This window comes from Streptomyces sp. NPDC101490 (genome assembly GCF_044767145.1).
GTDB lineage: Bacteria > Actinomycetota > Actinomycetes > Streptomycetales > Streptomycetaceae > Streptomyces.
The window spans coordinates 69,670-90,866 of record NZ_JBIWNI010000026.1 but is presented as its reverse complement, the minus strand read 5'-3'; the positions used below and the strand labels follow the sequence as shown (position 1 = coordinate 90,866).

19 protein-coding genes are annotated in these 21,197 nt (G+C 72.3%); 11 read left to right on the top strand and 8 right to left on the bottom strand.

All coding sequences use genetic code 11. The annotated features are described in order from the left end of the window. The 3 genes from tgmB to ACIRQY_RS31305 all read left to right on the top strand — a co-directional run bounded on the left by tgmB (nt 1) and on the right by ACIRQY_RS31305 (nt 3,549). On the top strand, nt 1-969 hold the full coding sequence (gene tgmB / locus ACIRQY_RS31315) for an ATP-grasp ribosomal peptide maturase (RefSeq protein ID WP_403931256.1): 969 nt from the start codon (nt 1-3) through the stop codon (nt 967-969). Further along, the gene (gene tgmC, locus ACIRQY_RS31310; RefSeq protein ID WP_403931255.1) at nt 962-2,128 is read left to right on the top strand and encodes an ATP-grasp peptide maturase system methyltransferase; all 1,167 of its coding nucleotides are present in this window, start codon (nt 962-964) and stop codon (nt 2,126-2,128) included. The genes tgmB and tgmC overlap by 8 nt, the downstream gene beginning before the upstream one ends. Before the next feature lie 158 nt (nt 2,129-2,286). Next, nucleotides 2,287-3,549 (top strand): Cmx/CmrA family chloramphenicol efflux MFS transporter, encoded by a 1,263-nt coding sequence (locus tag ACIRQY_RS31305; RefSeq protein WP_403931284.1) that lies wholly within the window; start codon nt 2,287-2,289, stop codon nt 3,547-3,549. A gap of 39 nt (nt 3,550-3,588) precedes the next feature. On the opposite strand, the gene ACIRQY_RS31300 is transcribed toward ACIRQY_RS31305, so the two are convergent. The 3 genes from ACIRQY_RS31300 to ACIRQY_RS31290 are packed head-to-tail and all read right to left on the bottom strand — an operon-like array spanning nt 3,589 to nt 6,175. Next, nucleotides 3,589-4,314 carry a hypothetical protein gene (locus ACIRQY_RS31300; protein ID WP_403931253.1) on the bottom strand — a complete coding sequence of 242 codons (726 nt, stop codon included), beginning with the start codon at nt 4,312-4,314 and terminating at the stop codon, nt 3,589-3,591. Continuing rightward, a complete protein-coding gene (locus ACIRQY_RS31295; RefSeq protein WP_403931252.1) occupies nt 4,314-5,861 on the bottom strand; it encodes a hypothetical protein in 1,548 nt (515 codons plus the stop codon). The genes ACIRQY_RS31300 and ACIRQY_RS31295 overlap by 1 nt, the downstream gene beginning before the upstream one ends. 5 nt (nt 5,862-5,866) lie before the next feature. Further along, nucleotides 5,867-6,175: a trypco2 family protein gene (locus ACIRQY_RS31290; protein WP_351794382.1), complete on the bottom strand. Its 309-nt coding sequence runs from the start codon at nt 6,173-6,175 to the stop codon at nt 5,867-5,869. A gap of 225 nt (nt 6,176-6,400) precedes the next feature. On the opposite strand from ACIRQY_RS31290, the gene cpt reads away from it, so the two are divergent. Beyond that, complete coding sequence (cpt, locus tag ACIRQY_RS31285; RefSeq protein WP_351794435.1) at nt 6,401-6,925, top strand: chloramphenicol phosphotransferase CPT; 525 nt, start codon at nt 6,401-6,403, stop codon at nt 6,923-6,925. A 159-nt stretch (nt 6,926-7,084) separates the two neighbouring features. Here cpt and ACIRQY_RS31280 read toward each other — a convergent pair whose 3' ends face one another. Next, the gene (locus ACIRQY_RS31280) at nt 7,085-7,354 is read right to left on the bottom strand and encodes a DUF4031 domain-containing protein (RefSeq protein ID WP_351794380.1); all 270 of its coding nucleotides are present in this window, start codon (nt 7,352-7,354) and stop codon (nt 7,085-7,087) included. 369 nt (nt 7,355-7,723) lie between these two features. After that, nucleotides 7,724-8,080, bottom strand: a complete 357-nt coding sequence (locus ACIRQY_RS31275; RefSeq protein ID WP_351794377.1) for a hypothetical protein — start codon at nt 8,078-8,080, stop codon at nt 7,724-7,726. 208 nt (nt 8,081-8,288) lie between these two features. Between ACIRQY_RS31275 and ACIRQY_RS31270 the strand changes: the two genes are divergently transcribed. The 3 genes from ACIRQY_RS31270 to ACIRQY_RS31260 all read left to right on the top strand — a co-directional run bounded on the left by ACIRQY_RS31270 (nt 8,289) and on the right by ACIRQY_RS31260 (nt 11,805). Beyond that, on the top strand, nt 8,289-9,206 hold the full coding sequence (locus ACIRQY_RS31270; RefSeq protein ID WP_351794374.1) for a MurR/RpiR family transcriptional regulator: 918 nt from the start codon (nt 8,289-8,291) through the stop codon (nt 9,204-9,206). 19 nt (nt 9,207-9,225) lie between these two features. Further along, nucleotides 9,226-10,164, top strand: a complete 939-nt coding sequence (murQ, locus tag ACIRQY_RS31265) for an N-acetylmuramic acid 6-phosphate etherase (RefSeq protein ID WP_351794372.1) — start codon at nt 9,226-9,228, stop codon at nt 10,162-10,164. A gap of 111 nt (nt 10,165-10,275) precedes the next feature. Next, nucleotides 10,276-11,805, top strand: coding sequence for a PTS transporter subunit EIIC (locus tag ACIRQY_RS31260; RefSeq protein ID WP_403931250.1), 1,530 nt, complete (start codon nt 10,276-10,278; stop codon nt 11,803-11,805). 166 nt (nt 11,806-11,971) lie between these two features. On the opposite strand, the gene ACIRQY_RS31255 is transcribed toward ACIRQY_RS31260, so the two are convergent. Next, the gene (locus tag ACIRQY_RS31255) at nt 11,972-13,471 is read right to left on the bottom strand and encodes an alpha/beta hydrolase (protein WP_403931248.1); all 1,500 of its coding nucleotides are present in this window, start codon (nt 13,469-13,471) and stop codon (nt 11,972-11,974) included. Nucleotides 13,472-13,738: 267 nt separating this feature from the next. On the opposite strand from ACIRQY_RS31255, the gene ACIRQY_RS31250 reads away from it, so the two are divergent. The 4 genes from ACIRQY_RS31250 to ACIRQY_RS31235 all read left to right on the top strand — a co-directional run bounded on the left by ACIRQY_RS31250 (nt 13,739) and on the right by ACIRQY_RS31235 (nt 18,540). Further along, nucleotides 13,739-14,533: a transporter substrate-binding domain-containing protein gene (locus ACIRQY_RS31250; protein WP_403931247.1), complete on the top strand. Its 795-nt coding sequence runs from the start codon at nt 13,739-13,741 to the stop codon at nt 14,531-14,533. 166 nt (nt 14,534-14,699) lie between these two features. Then, nucleotides 14,700-15,023 carry a deoxyxylulose-5-phosphate synthase gene (locus tag ACIRQY_RS31245; protein ID WP_351794363.1) on the top strand — a complete coding sequence of 108 codons (324 nt, stop codon included), beginning with the start codon at nt 14,700-14,702 and terminating at the stop codon, nt 15,021-15,023. Nucleotides 15,024-15,227: 204 nt separating this feature from the next. Then, nucleotides 15,228-16,859, top strand: coding sequence for a hypothetical protein (locus ACIRQY_RS31240; protein ID WP_403931245.1), 1,632 nt, complete (start codon nt 15,228-15,230; stop codon nt 16,857-16,859). Next, on the top strand, nt 16,849-18,540 hold the full coding sequence (locus tag ACIRQY_RS31235; protein WP_403931243.1) for a hypothetical protein: 1,692 nt from the start codon (nt 16,849-16,851) through the stop codon (nt 18,538-18,540). The genes ACIRQY_RS31240 and ACIRQY_RS31235 overlap by 11 nt, the downstream gene beginning before the upstream one ends. A 157-nt stretch (nt 18,541-18,697) precedes the next feature. Here the strand turns inward: ACIRQY_RS31235 and groL are convergent, their stop codons facing one another. Continuing rightward, entirely contained in the window at nt 18,698-20,320 is a 1,623-nt protein-coding gene (groL, locus tag ACIRQY_RS31230; RefSeq protein WP_351794356.1) for a chaperonin GroEL, read from the bottom strand. A 512-nt stretch (nt 20,321-20,832) separates the two neighbouring features. Beyond that, complete coding sequence (locus tag ACIRQY_RS31225; protein WP_015035246.1) at nt 20,833-21,036, bottom strand: cold-shock protein; 204 nt, start codon at nt 21,034-21,036, stop codon at nt 20,833-20,835. Between the last annotated feature and the right edge of the window lie 161 nt (nt 21,037-21,197).

Below are 21,197 nucleotides of genomic sequence, written 5' to 3'. Positions count from 1 at the left end.
ATGCCCGACGCACCAGTCCTCGTCATCACCGCGCTCGGCGACGTAACAGCCGATCTGGTGCTGCGTGAGCTGTACGACCGGGGCGTCCCGGTCGTACGGCTCGACCCCGCCGTGGACCTGCGCGGCGGCGCCCGGATGAGTGCCCGGGTCGGGGCCGACGGCCTCACCGGCATCCTGGCCACTTCGACGCGCCGTATCGATCTGGCAGCTGTCCGCTCCGTCTACTGGCGGCGCCCTACCCCTTACGGGGACTCACAACGAACAGTGACTGCGGAGCAGCGGTTCGGGATCGAGCAGTCCCGTGCCGGGTACACCGGCATCCTGACCACGCTCCCGGGCGCCCTGCACCTCAACCATCCCCTGCGCAACCGCGCCGCCGAGCACAAGACCTCGCAACTCGCCACCGCCGTCCACGTCGGCTTCACCGTTCCCGACAGCCTGGTCACCAACAGCCTTGAGGAAGCGAAGGGGTTCGCACACGAGCACAAGCGTGTGATCTACAAGCCCGTCCACGGCGTACACCTGCCCGGCACGGACGGCAGGAACATGACCATCTGGGTCCACACCGTGGAAGCCGACGAGCTCGGTCCCTCGATCGCACTCTGCCCCCACCTCTTCCAGGCATGTGTCCCGAAGACCGCGGACATCCGGGTCGCCGCGGTCGGTGACGAACTCTTCGCGACCCGGATCGACAACGAGGGCGACCACCTCGACTGGAGACGGGACCAGCGCCACATCAAGTGCTCTCCCATCGCCGTGCCGGACGCCGTGAGGACGGCCGTCCGGTCGTACCTGCACGCGTTCGGGCTCACATTCGGCGCTTTCGACTTCGCCCTCGACGCCGACGGCCGATGGTGGTTCCTCGAATGCAACCCGAACGGTCAATGGGCCTTCGTCGACGACGCCACGAGTCGCGCCATCGCACGCACGCTCGCCGACACGCTCCGGAAAGGCACTCCTCATGACTGATGACACCCCCGACCTCGCGGCACTCCCCCGACGTCGGCTCATCGAACAACTCGTCGCCGACGGCAGACTGCGCGACACCGACGTGCGGCGAGCGGGAGGAACCGTACCTCGTGAGGTCTTCCTCGGACCCGCTGTCTACCGGGCGAGCGTGCCCCCGGGCGTCACCGTGTGGACGCCGGTACGGCGGGATGGCACAGCGACCGAGGAATGGCTGCGTCTCGCATACGAGGACACCACGTGGGTCACCCAGCTAGACGGAATCCTCGCCGAACACGCCACCGGCCCCGTCACCGGGGGGACACCGACGTCGTCCTCCACCTTGCCCGGCCTCGTCCTGTGGATGATCGAGCAGGCGGGTGTCCGGCGCGGGCATCAGGTGCTCATCATCGGAGCGGGTACCGGATACTCGACCGCCTGCGTCTGCGAGATCGCCGGTGCCGCGAACACCACCGCGATCGAGACCGATCCGAACGCCGCAGTGCGGGCCCGCAGGGCGCTCGCCGAAGCGGGTCACTTTCCCACACTCGTCACCGGTGACGGGCTGCACGGCCACGCAGAGCGGGCACCGTACGACGTCGTGGTCGCCTTCTGCTCGATGCGATACGTCCCGTACGGCCTGCTCCGGCAGGTCAAGCCTGGGGGGACCCTCCTGGTCACCCTCGCCGGATGGGGCTCCGGCCACGGCCTCACGCTCCTGAAAGTCGACGCCTCAGGCGGGGCCGAGGGGCGGTTCCTGCCCGGGTACACGTCCTTCATGACAGCCCGGCCACACGATCGGCCCCCGCACGGACCCGTCGAACTCCTTCCCGGTGAGGAGCGGCCGAGCCGGATCGACCCGTCCCTGCTCGACGACTGGACCGGACGGTTCGTCGCCCAACTCGCCGCGCCGTCGGCCGAGCGGCTGGGGCTGGGCGACAGACAGATCCTGCTCGACGTCGCCACGGGCTCGCAAGCGTGGACACGGACAGACAGCAGCGGTGCGTGGACAGTGGTGCAGCGGGGCCCACTGCGACTGTGGGACGCGGTCGAGGACGCCGTCGACAGCTGGGAGGAACACGGTTCGCCGGACCTTTCCGCGTTCCAGGTCTCGATCACACCGGGTGCACAGCGAGTACGGCTCGGCGGCCCCGGCGGTCCGGGCTGGGACCTGCCCGTCTGAGGAGATTCCTCGGGAACAGGAATGCGTACGGCCGCGCCGCCGTCTCGTATCCCGAGAAGTTCCGTGTTCGTGGAATGACAGGGACAAAACACAGGTTGACGCATGTCATGCCGTCAACCTCCGCCGGGTCCACGACGTCCTCGTCCGCCGCCGCCCGCATGCCCCTCGCCGTCTACGTCCTCGGGCTCTCCGTGTTCGCGCTCGGTACGAGCGAGTTCATGCTCTCCGGGCTCCTCCCGCCCATCGCGGAGGACATGAACGTCTCCATCCCCCGCGCCGGGCTCCTCATATCGGCCTTCGCGATCGGCATGGTCGTCGGCGCGCCGCTGCTCGCCGTCGCCACCCTCCGGCTCCCCCGCAAGGCCACCCTGATCGCCCTCATCGCGGTCTTCGGGCTCGGCCAGGTCGCGGGCGCGCTCGCCCCCAACTACGCCGTCCTCTTCGCCTCCCGGATCGTGAGCGCCCTCGCCTGCGCCGGATTCTGGGCGCTCGGCGCCGCCGTCGCCATCGCCATGGTGCCGGTCGGCTCCCGCGCCCGCGCCATGGCCGTCATGATCGGCGGACTCTCCATCGCGAACGTCCTCGGCGTCCCCGCCGGCGCCTTCCTCGGCGAGCACCTCGGCTGGCGCTCCGCCTTCTGGGCCGTCGGCCTGGCCTCCGCCGTCGCCCTCGTCGGCGTGGCCACCCGCATCCCGCACATCCCGCTGCCCGAGACCAGGCCCCGCCTCAGGCAGGAGGTCGCCATCTACCGCGACCGGCAGGTCCTGCTGTCGATCGTGATCACCGCGCTCGCCGCGGGCGGTGTCTTCTGCGCCTTCTCCTACCTCGCCCCGCTGCTCACCGACGTCTCCGGACTCGACGACGGCTGGGTCTCCGGGGTCCTCGGCCTCTTCGGCATCGGCGCCGTCATCGGCACCACGATCGGCGGCCGGGTCGCCGACGCCCACCTCTTCGGCGTCCTCCTCACCGGCATCACCGCCTCCACCGTCTTCCTGGCCGCGCTGGCCCTCCTCGCGTCCAGCCCGGTCGCCACCATCGTGCTGACCTTCCTCCTCGGCGTCTCCGCCTTCTACACCGCGCCCGCCCTCAACGCCCGTATGTTCAACGTCGCCGGGGCCGCCCCCACCCTCGCGGGCGCCACCACCACCGCCGCCTTCAACCTCGGCAACACCGGCGGCCCCTGGCTCGGCGGCACCGTCATCGACGCGGACCTCGGCTACGCCTCCACCGCCTGGGCGGGCGCCGCGATGACCGCCGTGGGCCTGGCCGCCGTCGTCCTCTCCCTGCGGCTCAACCGCGACACGTCCAGCCCGGTGGTGGCCCGGGGCACGGCCGCACCCGGCGAAGAACGCGGCCCGGCACGGAAGACGGCGAAAAAGGGGGCGGCCCCGGAGGCCGTGGAGACCACCACCCTCCCGTAGCCGGGGAGGCCGCTCCCGCCCCCGTACGGAGGGCACCACTCAACCGGACACCCCCAGGACGATCGTGTTCCCGCCGGAGTCCGGCCCGGCCGTCGGCGGGAGCGGGGGGAAGTCGCCGCTCGCGATGCGGCCGAGGATCCGCTCCGCCATCCGCCGCGCGCCCGGCTCCGACCGCGTGGTGGTGACCGGAAGGCCCGTGCCGGTCGGCACCACGGCATCGCTCACCCGGAAGCCGAAGACCCTTCCTTCCCGCCGGAGGACCAGCCCGTGGTCCTCGCACCACAGGACGTCCTGGGATCCCGCGATCCCTTCCGCGGACCGGCACATGCCGTCGGCGAGCCACGCGCGCCTGGCTGCCGTCCAGTGCCGCGCGGCGACGTGCGCGTAGCTCCACTCGGCCGCCCATCGCGTCTCGATGCCCCGGATCACCGGATCGGCGGGGGTGTCGGTGGTGTCCTGCTCGTACTGGCAGGACCTGGGGTCCGTCTGGAAGGCGAGACCCATCTCGTGCAGGGGGCCCACGCCTCCCGTGGTGTTCCAGGCCAGAACGGGGATCGTGCGGTAGTACGAGTCCTCGGGGACGGCGGCGACGGCGTTCACGTCCTCGATCGTCAGTGCCTGGCACGGATCTCGGGGAAAACTCGGAAGGGGGCCGTCCTGGGCCGACCGTCCGGATGCCGGCCCGTAGGTGCGCCAGACGATCGCAGCGACCGCCGCCAGGGCCAGCACGAGGATGCCGACGACGACCTTGGTGTCCCGGCGCATCAGGGCCGCGTCTCCACCGCGTACTCGAGGAAGTCCGACCCGGCCGTGGTGGACGCCGTCCAGCCGCGGGCACCGGGGGCCCGGGAGTAGGCGCCCGCCAGCCGCGCCGGAACCCCGGACACCACGAACGGCCTGCCGTTCTCGTCCTTGATCTCGACGGACTCCATCCGGCCGTCCACCGCGTAGGACACCACGAGCGCGAAGCGCACCAGGCTGCGCTTCGCGTAGGCGCTGACCGTCACCGACGCGACCTCCTTGCGCACCAGCGTGAGACCGCTGCCGTCGAAGTGGTGCTTGCCGAGGGTCGCGCCGTTCCCGTTCCCGCTGTCGAGCGTACGGGCCCGGGGACTGCCCTCCTCCAGATCCAGCCCGATGCTCAGGGCCGTGGTGCTTCCCGCCGACGCCTCCTGGTAGGCGGTGCCCCCGTAGGGGGCCTCGCGGCCGTAGATCCGCGCGCCGATGTCGGTGATCACCACCGTGCTCCGCCGGTTGCCCTCCAGGGTGAGCCTGATGTCCTGCCCCATCAGGGGCGCGCCCCCGTACGCCTCGGCCAGCCGGGGGATCCTGGTGTCCGGTCCCGGTCTCGGCATGGGGTCCTTCAGGACCCACCACCGGCCCTCCTCACCGGGTTCCGTGCTTCCGGCGAGGGTGACCTTGACGGCTTCGCCCGGGGTGAGACCGTCGATCACGGAGTCCTGGCGGACGCTCCACCACAGCGCCCCGGTGACGAGGACGACCGCGGCGACGACCGCGGCGAGGATCCGGCGGACGGACATCCGCTCGGGGTGACGCGGAGGGCCCGGGTGGGGATAGGCGGTGCCGACGAGCACGGGGAGGTCGCCGGTTCCGCCGTGACCCGGAGCGTCGCCGCCGCCCCGGGGCCACAGCACGCCCCGGAACCTCGCCCGGTTCACCGGGTCCATGCGGTCGACCACCGTCAGCGGCTCCAGCGTGACCGCACTCGCCCCGTCCCGTGACCGGTGCTCGATGACCACGCCGATCGCGAACTCCCCGCCCCCGCCGTCCCCCGCGAACACGACCGTGCCCGAGGCGCTGTCCCACGCCGACCGGCCGGAGCCTCCCGCGCGCTCGCCGGGCGCCGCACGCATGTGGAAGGTCAGCTGTCCGCCGACCGGCCCCTCGGCCGTGGGCACCTCCCCGAACAGCTGGGCCCGCCCCCGGGGCCTCGGGCCGTCCGCCGGTCTGTCGCCCTCCTTCCACCAGGGGTACCCGACTCCCTGGCAGTACAGGAGCGCCGCCCGGCTCGTGTCCACCCGGGCCACCCGCACCCTCGGCGGCTCGGGGCTGACCGGGGCGAGCAGTCTCACGAGCGCGAGGTCCGCCGCGCCGCCCCCTTCGGCCACGACCTCGGCCGGGAGGACCACACCGCCCCAGAACCGTACGGACACGCTCCCCGGGCCCACCGCGTGGCCCGCGGTCAGCACGTACCGTCCGCCGACGCAGTACCCGGACGCCACCGTCCACTCCGCCGTGGCTCCGCTTCCCCTCAGATGGAGCACCTCGACCGCGTACCGGCTCTCGGGCACCGTGGTCAGGGCCTCTCGCGGCTGGGCCGCGAGGCGATGCGCACGGACTCCCCGTCCCGCCCTACAGGAGCGCCCAGTTGCAGGGTCACGGTCTGCACCGTCTCCCTGCCGTACCCGGCTTCGGCCCCCAGTTCGAGCACCCAGAACCTGGCCTTGCCACCAGCCTGCGCGTCCACGGTGACGGCCACCTGGAACTCCAGGGTCACGCCCTCCACGGGAAACCGGACGTCCCGTCCGGCACCGGCCCGCGCTGCCTCCGCGAGCTCCTCCTGCAGCGCCGCCACGACCTCGGTCAGCCCGATCCTGCCGTTCACGGAATCCCCCGTCTCCCCAGACCCGCCACCTCCGGCCGATGCTACGGTCACCTTCGCGCCACGGCAGTCGAATAGCCTTTCTGCACAGGGGAGTTCAGGAGGGCACGTGCCGCGTGACTCTCCTCCCGGGGCAGGCACGGACCCGTACGGGAGCCCTCACCGGGCGACGGAACGACGGTGCGGAAGCCGGCCGGACTGCCTAGGGTGACCCGGGTGACGAAGCGGATGATCATTCTCAACGGCGGTTCCAGCTCCGGGAAGTCCGGGATCGCGCGGTGCCTCCAGGCCGTGCTCCCCGAGCCGTGGCTGGTGTTCGGGATCGACGCGTTCGTCGACGCCCTGCCCGCGTCGATACGGGACGCCGACGACTCGGGGATCGTCTTCGGCGCGGACGGCGGCATCGCGGTCGGAGCGGCCTTCCGGGAACTCGAAGCCGCCTGGGCGCACGGGATCGCCTCGACCGTCCGGGCCGGGGCCCGGGTCGTCGTCGACGACGTGTTCCTGGGCGGCGCCGACTCCCAGAAGCGGTGGCGGGCCGTCCTCGGCGACCTGGACGTCCTCTGGGCCGGGGTCCACTGCGACCCCGCCGTCGCCGCCGGACGCGAGACCGCCCGGGGCGACCGGGTCGCGGGCATGGCCGTCCGACAGGCCGACCTCGTCCACCGGGGCGTCCACTACGACGTCGAGGTCGACACCACCCGCACCGAAGCCCTCGACTGCGCCCGCGCCATCGCCGCCCGGCTCGGCTGACCCGTACGGGGACGATCCCCTACGGGCCGATCCCTAAGGCCGGATCCCTACGGCCGGATCCCTACGGGCCTGACTCCTACGGGTGAACCCGTACGGGCGGCCACGCCCTCCCGCCCGTCCCCCACGGCCGGACCCTCACGCCCCCCCCGGATCCCGGCCTCACCCCGCCGGGCGCCCCTTCGGCCTGCGCAGGCCCGCCGTCGTCAGGTGGTGGAGCAGCTCCTTGGAGCCGACCTCCACCGCCCCCGCCGTCACCGCGTCCGCGTACCGGTCGGACGGGATGTCGTAGTGGTCCCGCTCGAAGGCGCGGGGCGGGGCGCCGATCAGGGCGGCGAAGGCGTGCAGCTCCTCGAAGGAGACGTCGCTGACCAGGTGCGACCACATGCGTCCGTGGCCCGGCCAGGTCGGCGGGTCGATGTAGAGGGTCATACGGAGCCGCCTTCCGCGCCGCTCGTCATTCCGGACCACCTCAGGACCCGGGCCGTCTCCGGCCCCGGACCACCTCCGGGCCAGCTTCAGCCCCGGGTCGCCTCCGGACCCGGACCACCTTCAGTCCCGGTCCGTCTCCGGCCCCGGACCACCTCCGGCCCGGACCGCCTTCCATCCCGGCCGTCACACCGGACCGTCTCCCGGTCCAGACGTCACACCGGACCGTCTTCCGGCTTCGGACCCGGCCGTCGTCCAGGTCCGCCCACCGTCCCACTCGTCACGCCGGTCCGCCTCCGGTCCCGGTCACCCGGGTCCGCCTTCCGGCCCGGCCGCCCCTTCTCGTAGCGCACGGCGCCCGGCCCGGCCCCGTCACTTCAGCCCGCCGACCGGGGCCACCGCCACGCCCTGCTTCGCGCAGACCCAGTGCGGGTCCGGGCCCAGTTCGGGTTCCACGTCCAGGGCGTGCGGGTCGTCGGAGTCACAGACCGGGCAGAGCGGCCAGCGTCCGTACCGTTCGAGGAGGGCGTCCTGGACGTCCTGCGCGACCAGCCCGGCAACGTACTCGACCCCCTCCGGCCACTGCTCGACCCACCAGCGCCGGTGGGTCACGGCGTCCTCCACCATCGACACCACCTCGGCCTCGGCAACGTCCCGGGCCGCCAGATCGGCCAGTACCAGTGCGCGGGCGGCGTGGAGCGCCTGCTCCACGGTGTCGATGTCGTCCATGGGTTCATTGTCACCCGCCGCCGGGAATCCGTACGGAGAGGGACCGGGGAAGGGCCAAGGAAGAACCGGGGGAGAAGGACCGGGGAAGGGCCGGGAAGGGACCGGGGAAGGGCCGGGGAAGAAGGGTCGGGGAAGGACCAAGGTCCCCTTCTCATCCGGGACCGTCCGGGTCTTGTCCGCGCCACCCGGCCGAAAGTATCTTTCAGGTGTGACCAATGACGTGAAGGAAAGTTTCACGAGCGACGCGCCGCCCGCTCCCGCCGCCCTCGCGGCCAAGGTGCGGACCCTCGCGCCCTCCATGACCCGCTCCATGCAGCGGGTGGCCGAGGCCGTCGCCGGAGACCCGGCGGGCTGCGCCGCGCTCACGGTCACCGGCCTCGCCGAACTGACCGGCACCAGCGAGGCGACCGTCGTCCGCACCGCCCGCCTCCTCGGCTACCCCGGCTACCGCGACCTGCGGCTCGCCCTCGCCGGACTCGCCGCCCAGCAGCAGTCCGGCCGCGCGCCCGCCGTCACCGCCGACATCGCCGTCGACGACCCGATCGCCGACGTCGTCGCCAAGCTCGCCTACGACGAGCAGCAGACCCTCGCCGACACCGCCGCCGGACTCGACACCGTCCAGCTCGGCGCCGCCGTCACCGCCCTCGCCGCCGCCCGCCGCGTCGACGTCTACGGCGTCGGCGCCTCCGGCCTCGTCGCCCAGGACCTCGCCCAGAAGCTCCTGCGCATCGGGCTCGTCGCCCACGCCCACAGCGACCCGCACCTCGCCGTCACCAACGCCGTGCAGCTGCGCTCCGGGGACGTGGCCATCGCCATCACCCACTCCGGTTCGACCGGCGACGTCATAGAACCGCTCCGGGTGGCCTTCGACCACGGCGCCACCACCGTCGCCGTCACCGGCCGCCCCGACGGCCCCGTCACCCAGTACGCCGACCACGTACTGACCACCTCGACCGCCCGCGAGAGCGAACTCCGCCCTGCGGCCATGTCGTCCCGCACCAGTCAACTCCTGGTCGTGGACTGCCTGTTCACCTGCGTCACCCAGCGTACGTACGAGACGGCGGCCCCTGCCCTCGCCGCCTCGTACGAAGCCCTCGCCCACCGGCACTCACCCCGCACCCGCTGAAACCCGAAAGAGCCGCCCCATGTCCACCACGTACTCCGAACTGCGCGCCCAGCTCGCCACCCTCACCACCGAGGCCTTCCGCCCGGAACTCGCCGAGATCGACCAGCTGCCCACCGCCGAGATCGCCGCGATCATGAACGGCGAGGACGCCACCGTCCCCGCCGCCGTCGCCCGGCAGCTGCCCGCCATCGCCGCCGCGATCGACGCCACCGCCGAGCGGATGGCCCGGGGCGGCCGGCTCGTCTACATGGGCGCGGGCACCGCGGGCCGCCTCGGCGTCCTCGACGCCAGCGAATGCCCGCCCACCTTCAACACCGACCCCGCCCAGGTCGTCGGCCTCATCGCGGGCGGCCCGTCCGCGATGGTCAAGGCCGTCGAAGGCGCCGAGGACTCCAAGGAGCTCGCCGCCGCCGACCTCACCGCCCTCGGCCTCACCCCCGACGACACCGTCGTCGGCATCTCCGCCTCCGGCCGCACCCCGTACGCCATCGGCGCCGTCGAGCACGCCCGCGCCGCCGGGGCGCTCACCATCGGCCTCTCCTGCAACGCGGACAGCGCGCTCGCCGCCGCCGCCGAGCACGGCATCGAGGTCGTCCCCGGTCCCGAACTGCTCACCGGCTCCACCCGGCTGAAGGCGGGCACCGCCCAGAAGCTCGTCCTCAACATGATCTCGACGATCACCATGATCCGGCTCGGCAAGACCTACGGGAACCTCATGGTCGACGTCCGCGCCTCCAACGAGAAGCTCCAGGCCCGCTCGCGGCGGATCGTCGCCCTGGCCACCGGCGCGCCGGACGAGCAGATCGAGACCGCCCTCACCGCCGCCGACGGGGAGGTGAAGAACGCGATCCTGATGATCCTCGCCGACGTCGACGCCCCCACGGCCGCCGACCGGCTGACCGTCTCCCGGGGCCACCTGCGCGCGGCGCTGCACGCGACCGGCCCCACGACCGACTGACCGTCCGGTCAGTCCACGCCCCCTCCGCCTGCCCCTCCGCCTGCCCCCACACCAGGCCCCCGCACCACCAGGACCAGCGAGAACCCCCTCACAGCAAGGCACCACCGCACCATGAGCAAAGACGACAAGAACCGCGCCACAGCCGCCGCGATCCTCCCCCTCGTCGGCGGCGCCGAGAACGTCATCTCCGTGGCCCACTGCATGACCCGCCTCCGGCTGGGCCTGCGGGACCGCTCCCTCGTCCAGGACGACGCCCTCAAGGCGCTGCCCGCCGTGATGGGCGTGGTGGAGGACGACACGTACCAGATCGTCCTGGGCCCGGGGACCGTCGCCCGGGTGACCCCGGAGTTCGAGGCCCTGATCGCCGCCGCCCCGAAGCCCGAGCCCTCGGGCGCCCCCGGCGCGGAGGAACTGGCGGCCCAGGGAGCGGCCCTGAAGGAGGCCCGGAAGCAGAAGAACGCGACCCCGTTCAAGCTGTTCCTGCGCCGGATCGCGAACATCTTCGTCCCGCTGATCCCCGCCCTCATCGGCTGCGGCATCATCGCCGGTCTCAACGGCCTGCTCGTCAACCTCGGCTGGCTGCCCGGCGTCACCCCCGCGCTGGCGGCGATGGCCAGCGGCTTCATGGCGCTCATCGCGGTCTTCGTCGGCTACAACACGGCGAAGGAGTTCGGCGGTACGGCGATCCTCGGCGGCGCGGTCGCCGCGATCATCGTCTTCCCCGGCGTCGCCAAGATCGACGCCTTCGGGCAGACGCTCTCGCCCGGTCAGGGCGGTGTCCTCGGCGCGCTCGGCGCGGCGGTCCTCGCCGTGTACGTGGAGAAGTGGTGCCGCCGCTGGGTGCCGGAGTCCCTGGACGTCCTGGTCACCCCGACCCTCACCGTGCTGATCTCCGGTCTCGTCACCATCTTCGGCCTGATGTTCGTGGCCGGTGAGATCTCCACCGCCATCGGCGAGGCGGCCGACTGGCTCCTCGCGAACGCGGGCGCCGGGGCCGGATTCCTCCTCGGCGGGCTCTTCCTGCCGCTGGTGATGCTGGGCCTGCACCAGGCGCTCATCCCGATCCACACCACCCTCATCGAGCAGCAGGGCTACACGGTCCTGCTCCCCATCCTCGCGATGGCGGGCGCGGGCCAGGTCGGCGCGGCCATGGCCGTCTACCTCAAGCTCCCCCGCAACGGCTCCATCCGCCGCACCATCAAGTCCGCGCTCCCGGCCGGGTTCCTGGGCGTCGGCGAGCCCCTGATCTACGGCGTCTCGCTCCCGCTGGGCCGCCCGTTCATCACGGCCTGTGTCGGCGGCGCCTTCGGCGGCGGCTTCATCGGACTGTTCAGCATGCTGGGCGACAAGGTCGGCTCGACCGCGATCGGCCCGTCCGGCTGGGCGCTCTTCCCGCTCCTCGACGGCAACGACGGCCTGGGCTCGACGATCGCGATCTACGGCGGCGGTCTGCTCGTCGGCTACCTGGCCGGATTCGTCGCCACCTACTTCTGGGGCTTCAGCAGGGAGCTCCTGGAGGAGTTCAACGTGGACACGGAGAAGGCCGCGGAGACGGCCGGGGCCCCGGCCCCGGACGCCGTGACGTCGTCCGGGGGCGAGGACCCGGCGCCCACCGCGCGACCCGAACCCGCCAAGGTCTGAGCGGGCACAGCCCGCGACCTCCCCGAAGGGCCCGGCCGGAAGGACACCCCGGCCGGGCCCTTCGGCATACGCCCGACCCGTAGGGGGCTGCCCTCAAGGGCCAGTCCGTAAGGGCCGGCCAGTAAGGGCCGGTCCTCAGGGGCCCGTCATGGCCGCCCCTCCCCCGTCACCGGCAGAGGACGTCCGTCCGGGGCCGTACGCCCTCGGTCAGGAAGCGGGTCACCGCACGGTCGCCGCACGCGTTGCCGTTGCCGAGGTAGGACCCGTGCCCGCCGTGGTCGACGGAGACCAGCCGCGCCCGCTGCCCGAGGGCGGCCCGCATCCGCAGACCGGCGGCGTGCGGGGTGGCGGGGTCCCGCAGGTTCTGGATCATCAGGATGTCCGACGGCCCCCGGTCGGTGATCCGTACGGGCTCCTCCACGGCGCCGCCCTTCCAGTACGCGCACGGGGTGACGTTCACGGGCATCCCCGCCGTCAGCGGGTGGCGCAGCCGGTCGGCGGCGACGGCCCGCGCGTACGCCGCCGGGGACTCCCGGGGCCAGTCGACGTCGTTGCAGATCACGCCCACGGTGGTCGCGGCGGCCTCGTCGGGCAGCGGAGCGGCCAGTTCCCGGGGCAGCACCGGTACGCCCGCCGGGTCGAGCGCGTCCGCCACCAGCCGGGCGAAGGCGGGGAAGGCCGCATCGGAGGTGAGCGCCTGCTGGAGCGCCTGGCGCAGCCCGGCACCCGTCAGCGACACGCCCGGGGTGGCCGAGGGGCGCGGCTTCCGGTCCAGCCGGGACGCCAGAGCGAGGACCAACGGCTTTACGTCCTCGGCCCGTTCGGCGAGCCGCAGACGGTCGGTGGCACGGTCGGGGTGGGCGGCCCAGGCCGCGAAGTCCGGGAAACGGTCCTCGACGCCCGACGCCATGCCCTCCAGCCAGCCCCGGGCCACCCGGCTCGGATCGGGGTCCCCACTGCTGTCGAGGACCCAGCGGTCGGTGCGCCCGGGGTACTTCTCGGCGTACGCCGCCGCCACGTACGCCCCGTACGAGACGCCCCACGCCGACAGCTTCCGCTCGCCGAGCGCCTGCCGGAGCCGTTCCAGGTCACGGACCTGGTTGGCGGTGGTCAGCCCGCGCAGCATCACACCGCCGTGGCGGGCGCAGGCTTCGGCGATCCGCTGCGACCGGGCGGTGTTCCCGTCGACGCCCCCGTCCGCCGCGGGCCAGGACCTCAGGGTCACCAGCCACCGGTCGGCCTCGGCGAGCCCGCAGGACGCCTTCGCGGAACCGCCGGTGCCGCGCGGGTCGAAGGCCACCAGGTCATAGGCGCCGCCGGTCTCCGCCGCAAGGGCGGCGCCCTTCTGCGCGAGCCGCTGCACCCCGGAGCCGCCGGGCCCGCCGGGGATGACCATCAGGGTTCCGCGCCGCGCCCGGGGCCCTTCGGCGGCCAGCCGGGACACGGCGAGCCGGATCTGCGGCCCGCCGGGGTCGGCGTGGTCGAGGGGGACGAGGAGGGACGCGCACCGCTGCCGGGGCAGGGGTTTCACGGCGGGGTCGCAGTCGCCCCAGTCGAGCAGGGCGGCGGAAGCGGGAGCGGCGCCCCCGCCCGCGAGGAGACCGCCGCCGAGGACGGCGAGGGAGAGACCGAGGAGAAGGGCGCGACGCCCACGGCGAATCGTCATGCCCTCACCCTTCCGAACGGACCGGCACCACCCCATCCGGCAGCCGGGAGGACGGAAGGTGGGGACAGCCCCCGCACATACAACTCCCTTACGATAAAAGGCTCGTTGGAGCGAAGCCTGATAGCCCGGCGCGGTGTCGCTCCGGCTCCCCGACGGCCCGGCGTGGTGTCGCCCCGGCGGCCCGGCGTGGCGTCAACTCGGCTCCCCGGCGGACGCCGGGGCATCACCCCCGAAGGTCCGGCGGGGCGTTGCCTAGACTCCCTCCCCATGACGAACGCCGACCGCACCGCCGACCGACCGACCGCCCCCGCCACGGGGCTCGCCGCCGACCTCGCCGCCGACCTCGCGCCCACCGGGATCCTCCGGGCCTCGGTCAACCTGGGGAACCCCGTACTGGCCCAGGGCACCCCCGAGGACCCGTCCGGGATCACCGTGGACCTGGCGCGGGAGATCGGGGCGCGGCTCGGGGTGCCGGTGGAGCTGCTGTGCTTCGACGCGGCGCGCAAGTCGTTCGAGGCGATGGCGGACGGCCGCGCGGACCTGTGCTTCCTCGCGGTGGACCCGGCGCGGGAGCGGGAGGTCGCGTTCACCGCCCCCTACGTGGTCATCGAAGGGGTGTACGTCGTGCCCCGGGACTCGGCCCTCGGCTCGGCGGCGGACGTGGACGCGGCGGGCGTACGGATCGGGGTCAAGCGGGGCTCCGCGTACGACCTGTTCCTGTCCCGGTCGCTGGCGCACGCCACGGTGGTGCGCGGGGACGAGGGGGTGGACGTGTTCCGCTCCGAGGGCCTGGAGGCGGGCGCGGGCATCCGCCAGCCGGTCACCGCGTACGTACGGGAGAACCCCGAGGTACGGATGATCGAGGACCGGTTCATGGAGATCCGGCAGGCGGTCGGCACGACCACCGGCCGCGCGCCGGAGACGGTCGCGTTCCTCCGTGCCACCGTCGAGGAACTGAAGGCGAACGGCTTCGTGGCGGAGGCCCTCCGGCGCGCGGGCCAGGACCCCGCACTGCTGGCACCCCCGGCCGGGCCGCAGGGCACTGCCGGCACCCCGGCCTGACCTCCCGGCACTGCCGGCACCCCCGGCCCGACCGCGCCCGCCCCGGCCCGGGGCCCCACGCCCACCAGCCCCACCAGTCCCACCAGTCCCACCAGTCCCACCAGTCCCGCTCAGCCCCACCAGAAAATCGCGGGCCTCCCCCGGCCCGACCTCCTACTCTGACCCCATGGGCAACGCCAAGACCTCCTACGTCTGTCTGCCGTGCCGTGCCTCGTACAAGCAGACGTACGGTCCGGAGCGCGAGCGGCGGTGTCCGCGCTGCGCGCGTGCCCTGATCCACGCGGGCTCCGCCTTCGCGGCGCCCAAGCGCCGTGACGTCTCCGCCTGGCGGGCCCTCTCGGTCGTGCTCCACTCGGGCATCCGCTTCCACAAGTCCTGCTGCGGCGGGCCCGGCCGCCGTCCCCGTACCCTCTCCGAGGTGAAGGCGGGCCTGGCGCGCGCCCGCCGCACCGGAGAACCGATCGCCAAGGCCCTGCTCAGGGCCGTGTGAGCGGCCCGGCCGGTCCCGCCCCGAGCCGCCTCGCCAAGGGGACTCTTCCGGCACTTCCGGCACTCGTGTCCACCAAGTGAACACGTTCAACACGTCAGCGCTACAGTTCTGCCACGCGGCCGCCCCGTTCACGGCGATGCCGCCATCCCGACCTGTGGGGGGTCCCCTTTGCCGCGCTCTCAGCGCAGGCTTCCGCGCGCCTTCGTGCGTGCCGCAGCCGTCTTCGCACTCTCGGCGGGCGTCATCACGCCCGCCGTCGTCCACGCCCCGTCCGCGCACGCGGACTGGACCTATCTCGTCGGCACGACCACCGACAAGGGCGGCTACTCCGTCTCCCTGCCCAGCAACGCCTTCTGGGTGAAGGTCAGCGTGCTGGCCTCCACCGCACCCGACGCCCGGGTGCTGGCCTCCACGGAGGAACTGAAGGCGTCCGGCAACAGCTGGACCACCGAAGCGCCCCTCGTCCTGCCGGAGGGCACGCCCCTCGGCGACTACCCGGTGCGCGTCGACTACCGCCTGTCCGGCGAGACCACCAAGCAGTGGAACGGCGGCACCTACGGCCACCGGCTGCACCTCGGCGTGGGGAAGGTCTCCTTCGACCACACCACCACCACGTGGGACCGGCGCACCGTCGTCCTCACCGGCACCACCACCAGCTGGAACCCGTCCACCGGGGAGCGCTCCACCGCCCCCGAGGGCACCACCGTGCGGGTCAGCTACACCGCCTCCAACACCATCTTCGACAAGACCGCGCAGGTGGGAGCCGACGGCTCCTTCTCGCTGCCCGTCACACCCAACGGCACGCTCTGGGGCGGTACCGCCACCGTGCTCTCCGCACCCGGCTCGTTCGACCCGGACGAGGCGACCCGCGTGCCCGGCCTGGACGTCGAGAAGCTCGTCCACCGCATCACCACGAACATCAACAAGTTCCGCGTCCTCGCGGGCACCGACGTACGGGTCACCGGCCGCGTCGAGCGGCTCACCGACGACGGCTGGAAGCCCTTCGCCAACGCACCGGTGATCGCCACCGGCGCCGAGGTCGGCGGACCCCAGGACCCCGCGAGCCAGCTGCTCGGCGGCGCCACCTCGTCCGCGACCGGCACGTTCACCTTCAACGCCCGCGCCCAGTACGCCACGCGCGCCGTCCACACCTCGCTGCGGCCCTCCGCCTACTGGGCCGACAGCAGCGGACGGCGCCCCTCGTACAGCCACGACATCGCCGTACCGCAGCAGTTCACCTACAGCCCGTACACGATCACGCTGGACCAGTACGGGACCGTCAACGCCAAGGGCCGCCTCAACAACGGCTCCTACTGCGACCCCGCCTACCAGTACGTGACGCTCCAGGCGTCCCTGGACAGCGGGCGCACCTGGCGCAATCTGCGGACCGTGCGCGCCGACTCGTACTGCAGCTACGACATCACCAACGCCGGATACGAGAGCGCCCTCTACCGCGTCCACCACGCGGAGACCAACCAGCTCGTCGCCAAGTCCGGACCGAGCCTGAAGCGCGCCCGCAACGACACCCGGTTCTCCGCCTTCGCCATCAGCCCCACCCGGCCCGCGGTGAACAGCAAGATGACCGTCTCCGGCACGCTCCAGCAGAAGACCGGCGGCGTCTGGAAGCCCTTCGGCGGCGCGAAGGTCACCCTGGTCTTCAAGCCCAAGGGCGAGAACCAGTGGTACTGGGTCGCCAAGAACATCCCGACCAACGGCAGCGGCCGGTTCAGCTACCGCGCCACCGCCTACGGCGACGGCTCATGGGCGGTCTACCTCCAGACCACCGGCAGCACCTTCTACAGCGAGACGAAGGCGAAGTACATCGATGCGCGCTGACCTCCGCCTCTCCCTGACAGCGGTGGTGACCGCCGCGGCCCTGGCCGCCACCACCGCGCCCGCCCTCGCCGAGGACACCCCGGTGAGCTCCCCGGTCGGCGTCGGACGGGCCGTCACCGACGAGACCCAGCGGGGCACCTTCAAGGTGACCGCGTGGACCGACGCGCGCGGCGCGAAGATCACCGCCGTCTCGGCCCGCGTCCGGCAGGGCGACACCGTCCTCGCCGAGTTCCCCGCCCTGAGCTCACTGGCCTCGTGGAGCGACCCCAGCCTGGAGGCCGCGTACGCGCCCCCGGCCGGGACCGTGCTCAAGCTGGTCGAGGACGGGGGCGTCATGCCCGCGCTCGGCACGTACGCCATCGATGTCACCGCCACCGACTCGCTCGGCAACAGGATCACCCGCACCGACGCCGGACGGCTCGACTTCCGGGTGCGCCCGGAACTGAAGTTCGGCGTGAGCGTCCCCTCCTGGGAGGACCGCGCCGCGCGCGGCCAGGGCACCCTGATCGGTGTGGAGCCCGGCTCCGGCGACGTGGTGCCGCTCGGCGGCCGCACGATCACCCTCCGGCCCCCGGAAAGCTCCGGCGGCACCGTCCACACGGCGGTCACCGACGGCACGGGCGCCTTCACCGGGTCTCCGGTCCCCATCCCACGCGGCTCCTACGAGAGCTTCGCGGCGACGTTCACCGAGGACTCCGCCGAGGTGCACGGCACCACCTCGGAGTACCGGTGGGTGGACAGTCTCAAGGCCCGGCAGGTGAAGGTCACCGCCACCGCCGACAAGAAGCGGGCCGCCAACGGGGAGCCCGTCACCGTCAGCGGCCGGATGACCGACCCGGCCACCGGGAACGCCCCGCTGGCGAACCAGCCGGTACGGGTCTACCTCGGCCACCACGAGTACGGCCGTCCCTACGGGAAGACCGTGCACACCGACGCGGACGGCCGGTTCTCCGTACGGCTGATCGCTGCGGCGGGCATCGAGGGCGCCGGATACTGGCGGGTCGACTCCGCTGACCCGTACCTGATGTTCCCCTTGCTCAGCGGGGTCCTCGCGGTTCCGGTGGAATCCCGCACCGACCGGCTCAGCACCTCGCTGACCGCCAACGGCAAGCTCACGGTGACCGGCGTCTTCCGCGCCCGCTACCAGCTGCACAGCTTCCCAGACCGCCAGCAGTACGTACAGCTGGAGCAGGCCGTCAACGGGGTCTGGAAGAAGGTCGGCCCGACGGCGAGCGTGAACTCCCTCTACTGGAACACGTTCACGATCTCCTTGAACAGCCGTGGCGGCTGGTTCCGGCTGCGGCACCTGACCAGCGACGAGTTCGCCGAGTCCAGCACCCCCTCGTTCCGGCTCGCCCGGGCCGAGACCCGGACCGTCGGTCTGAACGCCGGACCCGAGCCCGTCCGCAAGGGCGCCGACGTGACCGTCACCGGGGCCGTCCAGCACTACCTCGACGGCGCCTGGCGCACGCTCGGCAACGCCACCGTGAAGCTGGAGTTCCAGCCCAGGGGTTCGACGTCCTGGAAGCCCGTCGGCACCGGCCGGGCCAGCCGCAGCGGCCAGGTCTCGCTCCGCGCGAAGGCGACCGCGGACGGCAGCTGGCGCATCCGGTACTACGGCGACGCCACGCACTTCGACTCCCCGGCGAACGCCGGCGGCGACTACGTCGATGTGCGCTGACCTGCGCTGACCTGCGCTGAGGTGCGCTGACACCCACTCACACGGACGCCCGCCGCTCCACGAGCGGCGGGCGGAACGCCCGAGGGCGGCACCCCCAGTGGGGGTGCCGCCCTCGTTCCGTTCTTCGCGTCAGCGACGAACCACCGATCCCGGAGGATCAGAAGTCCATGTCGCCGCCCGGCATACCGCCACCGGCGGGCGCGGACGCCTTCTCCGGCTTGTCGGCGATGACGGCCTCGGTGGTGAGGAACAGCGCGGCGATCGACGCGGCGTTCTGCAGCGCGGAGCGCGTCACCTTCGCCGGGTCGATGATGCCCTCGGCGATGAGGTCGACGTACTCGTTGGTCGCGGCGTTCAGACCGTGACCGACGGGCAGGTTGCGGACCTTCTCCGCCACGACGCCGCCTTCGAGACCGGCGTTGACCGCGATCTGCTTCAGCGGGGCGTCGAGCGCCTTGCGGACGATGTCGGCACCGGTGGCCTCGTCACCCGAGAGCTCCAGCTTGTCGAAGACGCCATCGGCCTGCACCAGGGCCACGCCGCCGCCGGCGACGATGCCCTCCTCGACGGCCGCCTTCGCGTTGCGAACGGCGTCCTCGATGCGGTGCTTGCGCTCCTTGAGCTCGACCTCGGTCGCGGCACCGGCCTTGATGACGGCCACGCCGCCGGCCAGCTTCGCCAGGCGCTCCTGGAGCTTCTCGCGGTCGTAGTCCGAGTCGCTGTTCTCGATCTCGGCGCGGATCTGGTTGACCCGACCGGCGACCTGGTCGCTGTCACCGGCACCGTCGACGATGGTGGTCTCGTCCTTGGTGATGACGACCTTGCGGGCGCGGCCCAGCAGGTCGAGGCCCGCGTTCTCCAGCTTGAGGCCGACCTCCTCGGAGATGACCGTGCCGCCGGTGAGGATGGCGATGTCGTTCAGCATCGCCTTGCGGCGGTCGCCGAAGCCCGGAGCCTTGACCGCGACGGACTTGAAGGTGCCGCGGATCTTGTTGACGACCAGGGTCGACAGGGCCTCGCCCTCGACGTCCTCGGCGATGATCAGCAGGGGCTTGCCCGACTGCATGACCTTCTCCAGGAGCGGGAGCAGGTCCTTCACGGAGGAGATCTTGGAGTTGACGATCAGGAGGTACGGGTCGTCGAGGGACGACTCCATGCGCTCCATGTCGGTGGCGAAGTACGCCGAGATGTAGCCCTTGTCGAAGCGCATGCCCTCGGTGAGTTCCAGCTCCAGACCGAAGGTCTGGGACTCCTCGACGGTGATGACGCCTTCCTTGCCGACCTTGTCCATCGCCTCGGCGATGAGCTCGCCGATCTGGGTGTCGGCGGCGGAGATGGAGGCCGTGGAAGCGATCTGCTCCTTGGTCTCGACATCCTTCGCCTGCTCCAGCAGGGCGCCCGAGACGGCCTCGACGGCCTTCTCGATACCGCGCTTGAGGGCCATCGGGTTGGCACCGGCGGCCACGTTGCGCAGGCCCTCGCGGACGAGCGCCTGGGCGAGGACGGTGGCGGTGGTCGTACCGTCGCCGGCGACGTCGTCCGTCTTCTTGGCGACTTCCTTGACCAGCTCGGCGCCGATCTTCTCGTACGGGTCCTCGAGCTCGATCTCCTTGGCGATGGAGACACCATCGTTGGTGATCGTGGGGGCGCCCCACTTCTTCTCGAGGACGACGTTGCGGCCCTTGGGGCCGAGGGTGACCTTGACGGCGTCAGCGAGCTGGTTCATGCCGCGCTCGAGACCGCGCCGGGCCTCCTCGTCGAACGCGATGATCTTGGCCATGTGAAGTGGTCCTCCCGGACATGGGGTGGATAACGCTCCAGGACCGCGCCGACGCCCGCGACGGACGGCCTCCGTGGTTCCGCGTGGTTCCTTGCCCCACCCGGACGGCGACCTCGTCTGCCCGATCCTCGTAAGCACTCTCACCTACCGAGTGCTAACGCCAATGATTAGCACTCGACCTAGGAGAGTGCAAGCGACTCTCGATGATCGGGACATGGGGGAAGAGGTGCGGAAGGGGCGCGGAAGGGGTGCGCGCGCGGCACCCGGAAGGGGCGCGCGGGTGAACCGGCCGACCCGGGGGAGGCGGCGCGGACCCGGGAGCGGGACGGACCCGGGGGAGGCGGGACGGACCGGCGCGGACCCGGGGAGGCGGCGCGGACCGGCGCGGACCCGGGGAGGCGGCGCGGACCGGCGCGGACCCGCGGGTGCCCGGGAACGCCCGAGGGGGCCGCATCCCTTGAAGGAATGCGGCCCCCTCGACGGCGTTGCGTCAGTGGCCGATCGCGCCGTGCTCAGACGGCGAGTTTGACCATGTCCGCCTGCGGACCCTTCTGGCCCTGCGAGATCTCGAACTCGACTCGCTGTCCTTCTTCGAGACTGCGGTAGCCATCCATCTGGATCGCGCTGTAGTGGACGAATACATCCGCACCACCGTCGACCGCGATGAAGCCGTAGCCCTTCTCCGCGTTGAACCACTTGACGGTGCCCTGAGCCATGCCTAACTCCCCTATTACTGGCCCTTGCGCGGGCCCGCACTTCACGGACCCGGGTCAGACCCTGCGCCGGAACGCGTCGACCGCGGCTGAATGTATCTGTCCAACTGCCCTCTGCAACAGGTCATTCGAGCGAGAATTCTGGGCGCGACTGAAAGCAGAAT

Coding starts and splice junctions, on each gene's coding strand:
- tgmC (WP_403931255.1), top strand. CDS start 962: ATGACTGATGACACCCCCGACCTCGCGGCACTCCCCCGACGTCGGCTC.
- ACIRQY_RS31255 (WP_403931248.1), bottom strand. CDS start 13,471: ATGACGATTCGCCGTGGGCGTCGCGCCCTTCTCCTCGGTCTCTCCCTC.
- ACIRQY_RS31250 (WP_403931247.1), top strand. CDS start 13,739: ATGACGAACGCCGACCGCACCGCCGACCGACCGACCGCCCCCGCCACG.
- cpt (WP_351794435.1), top strand. CDS start 6,401: ATGATCATTCTCAACGGCGGTTCCAGCTCCGGGAAGTCCGGGATCGCG.
- ACIRQY_RS31280 (WP_351794380.1), bottom strand. CDS start 7,354: ATGACCCTCTACATCGACCCGCCGACCTGGCCGGGCCACGGACGCATG.
- ACIRQY_RS31275 (WP_351794377.1), bottom strand. CDS start 8,080: ATGGACGACATCGACACCGTGGAGCAGGCGCTCCACGCCGCCCGCGCA.
- ACIRQY_RS31225 (WP_015035246.1), bottom strand. CDS start 21,036: ATGGCTCAGGGCACCGTCAAGTGGTTCAACGCGGAGAAGGGCTACGGC.
- ACIRQY_RS31305 (WP_403931284.1), top strand. CDS start 2,287: ATGCCCCTCGCCGTCTACGTCCTCGGGCTCTCCGTGTTCGCGCTCGGT.
- ACIRQY_RS31235 (WP_403931243.1), top strand. CDS start 16,849: ATGCGCGCTGACCTCCGCCTCTCCCTGACAGCGGTGGTGACCGCCGCG.
- ACIRQY_RS31260 (WP_403931250.1), top strand. CDS start 10,276: ATGAGCAAAGACGACAAGAACCGCGCCACAGCCGCCGCGATCCTCCCC.
- tgmB (WP_403931256.1), top strand. CDS start 1: ATGCCCGACGCACCAGTCCTCGTCATCACCGCGCTCGGCGACGTAACA.
- groL (WP_351794356.1), bottom strand. CDS start 20,320: ATGGCCAAGATCATCGCGTTCGACGAGGAGGCCCGGCGCGGTCTCGAG.
- ACIRQY_RS31300 (WP_403931253.1), bottom strand. CDS start 4,314: ATGCGCCGGGACACCAAGGTCGTCGTCGGCATCCTCGTGCTGGCCCTG.
- murQ (WP_351794372.1), top strand. CDS start 9,226: ATGTCCACCACGTACTCCGAACTGCGCGCCCAGCTCGCCACCCTCACC.
- ACIRQY_RS31245 (WP_351794363.1), top strand. CDS start 14,700: ATGGGCAACGCCAAGACCTCCTACGTCTGTCTGCCGTGCCGTGCCTCG.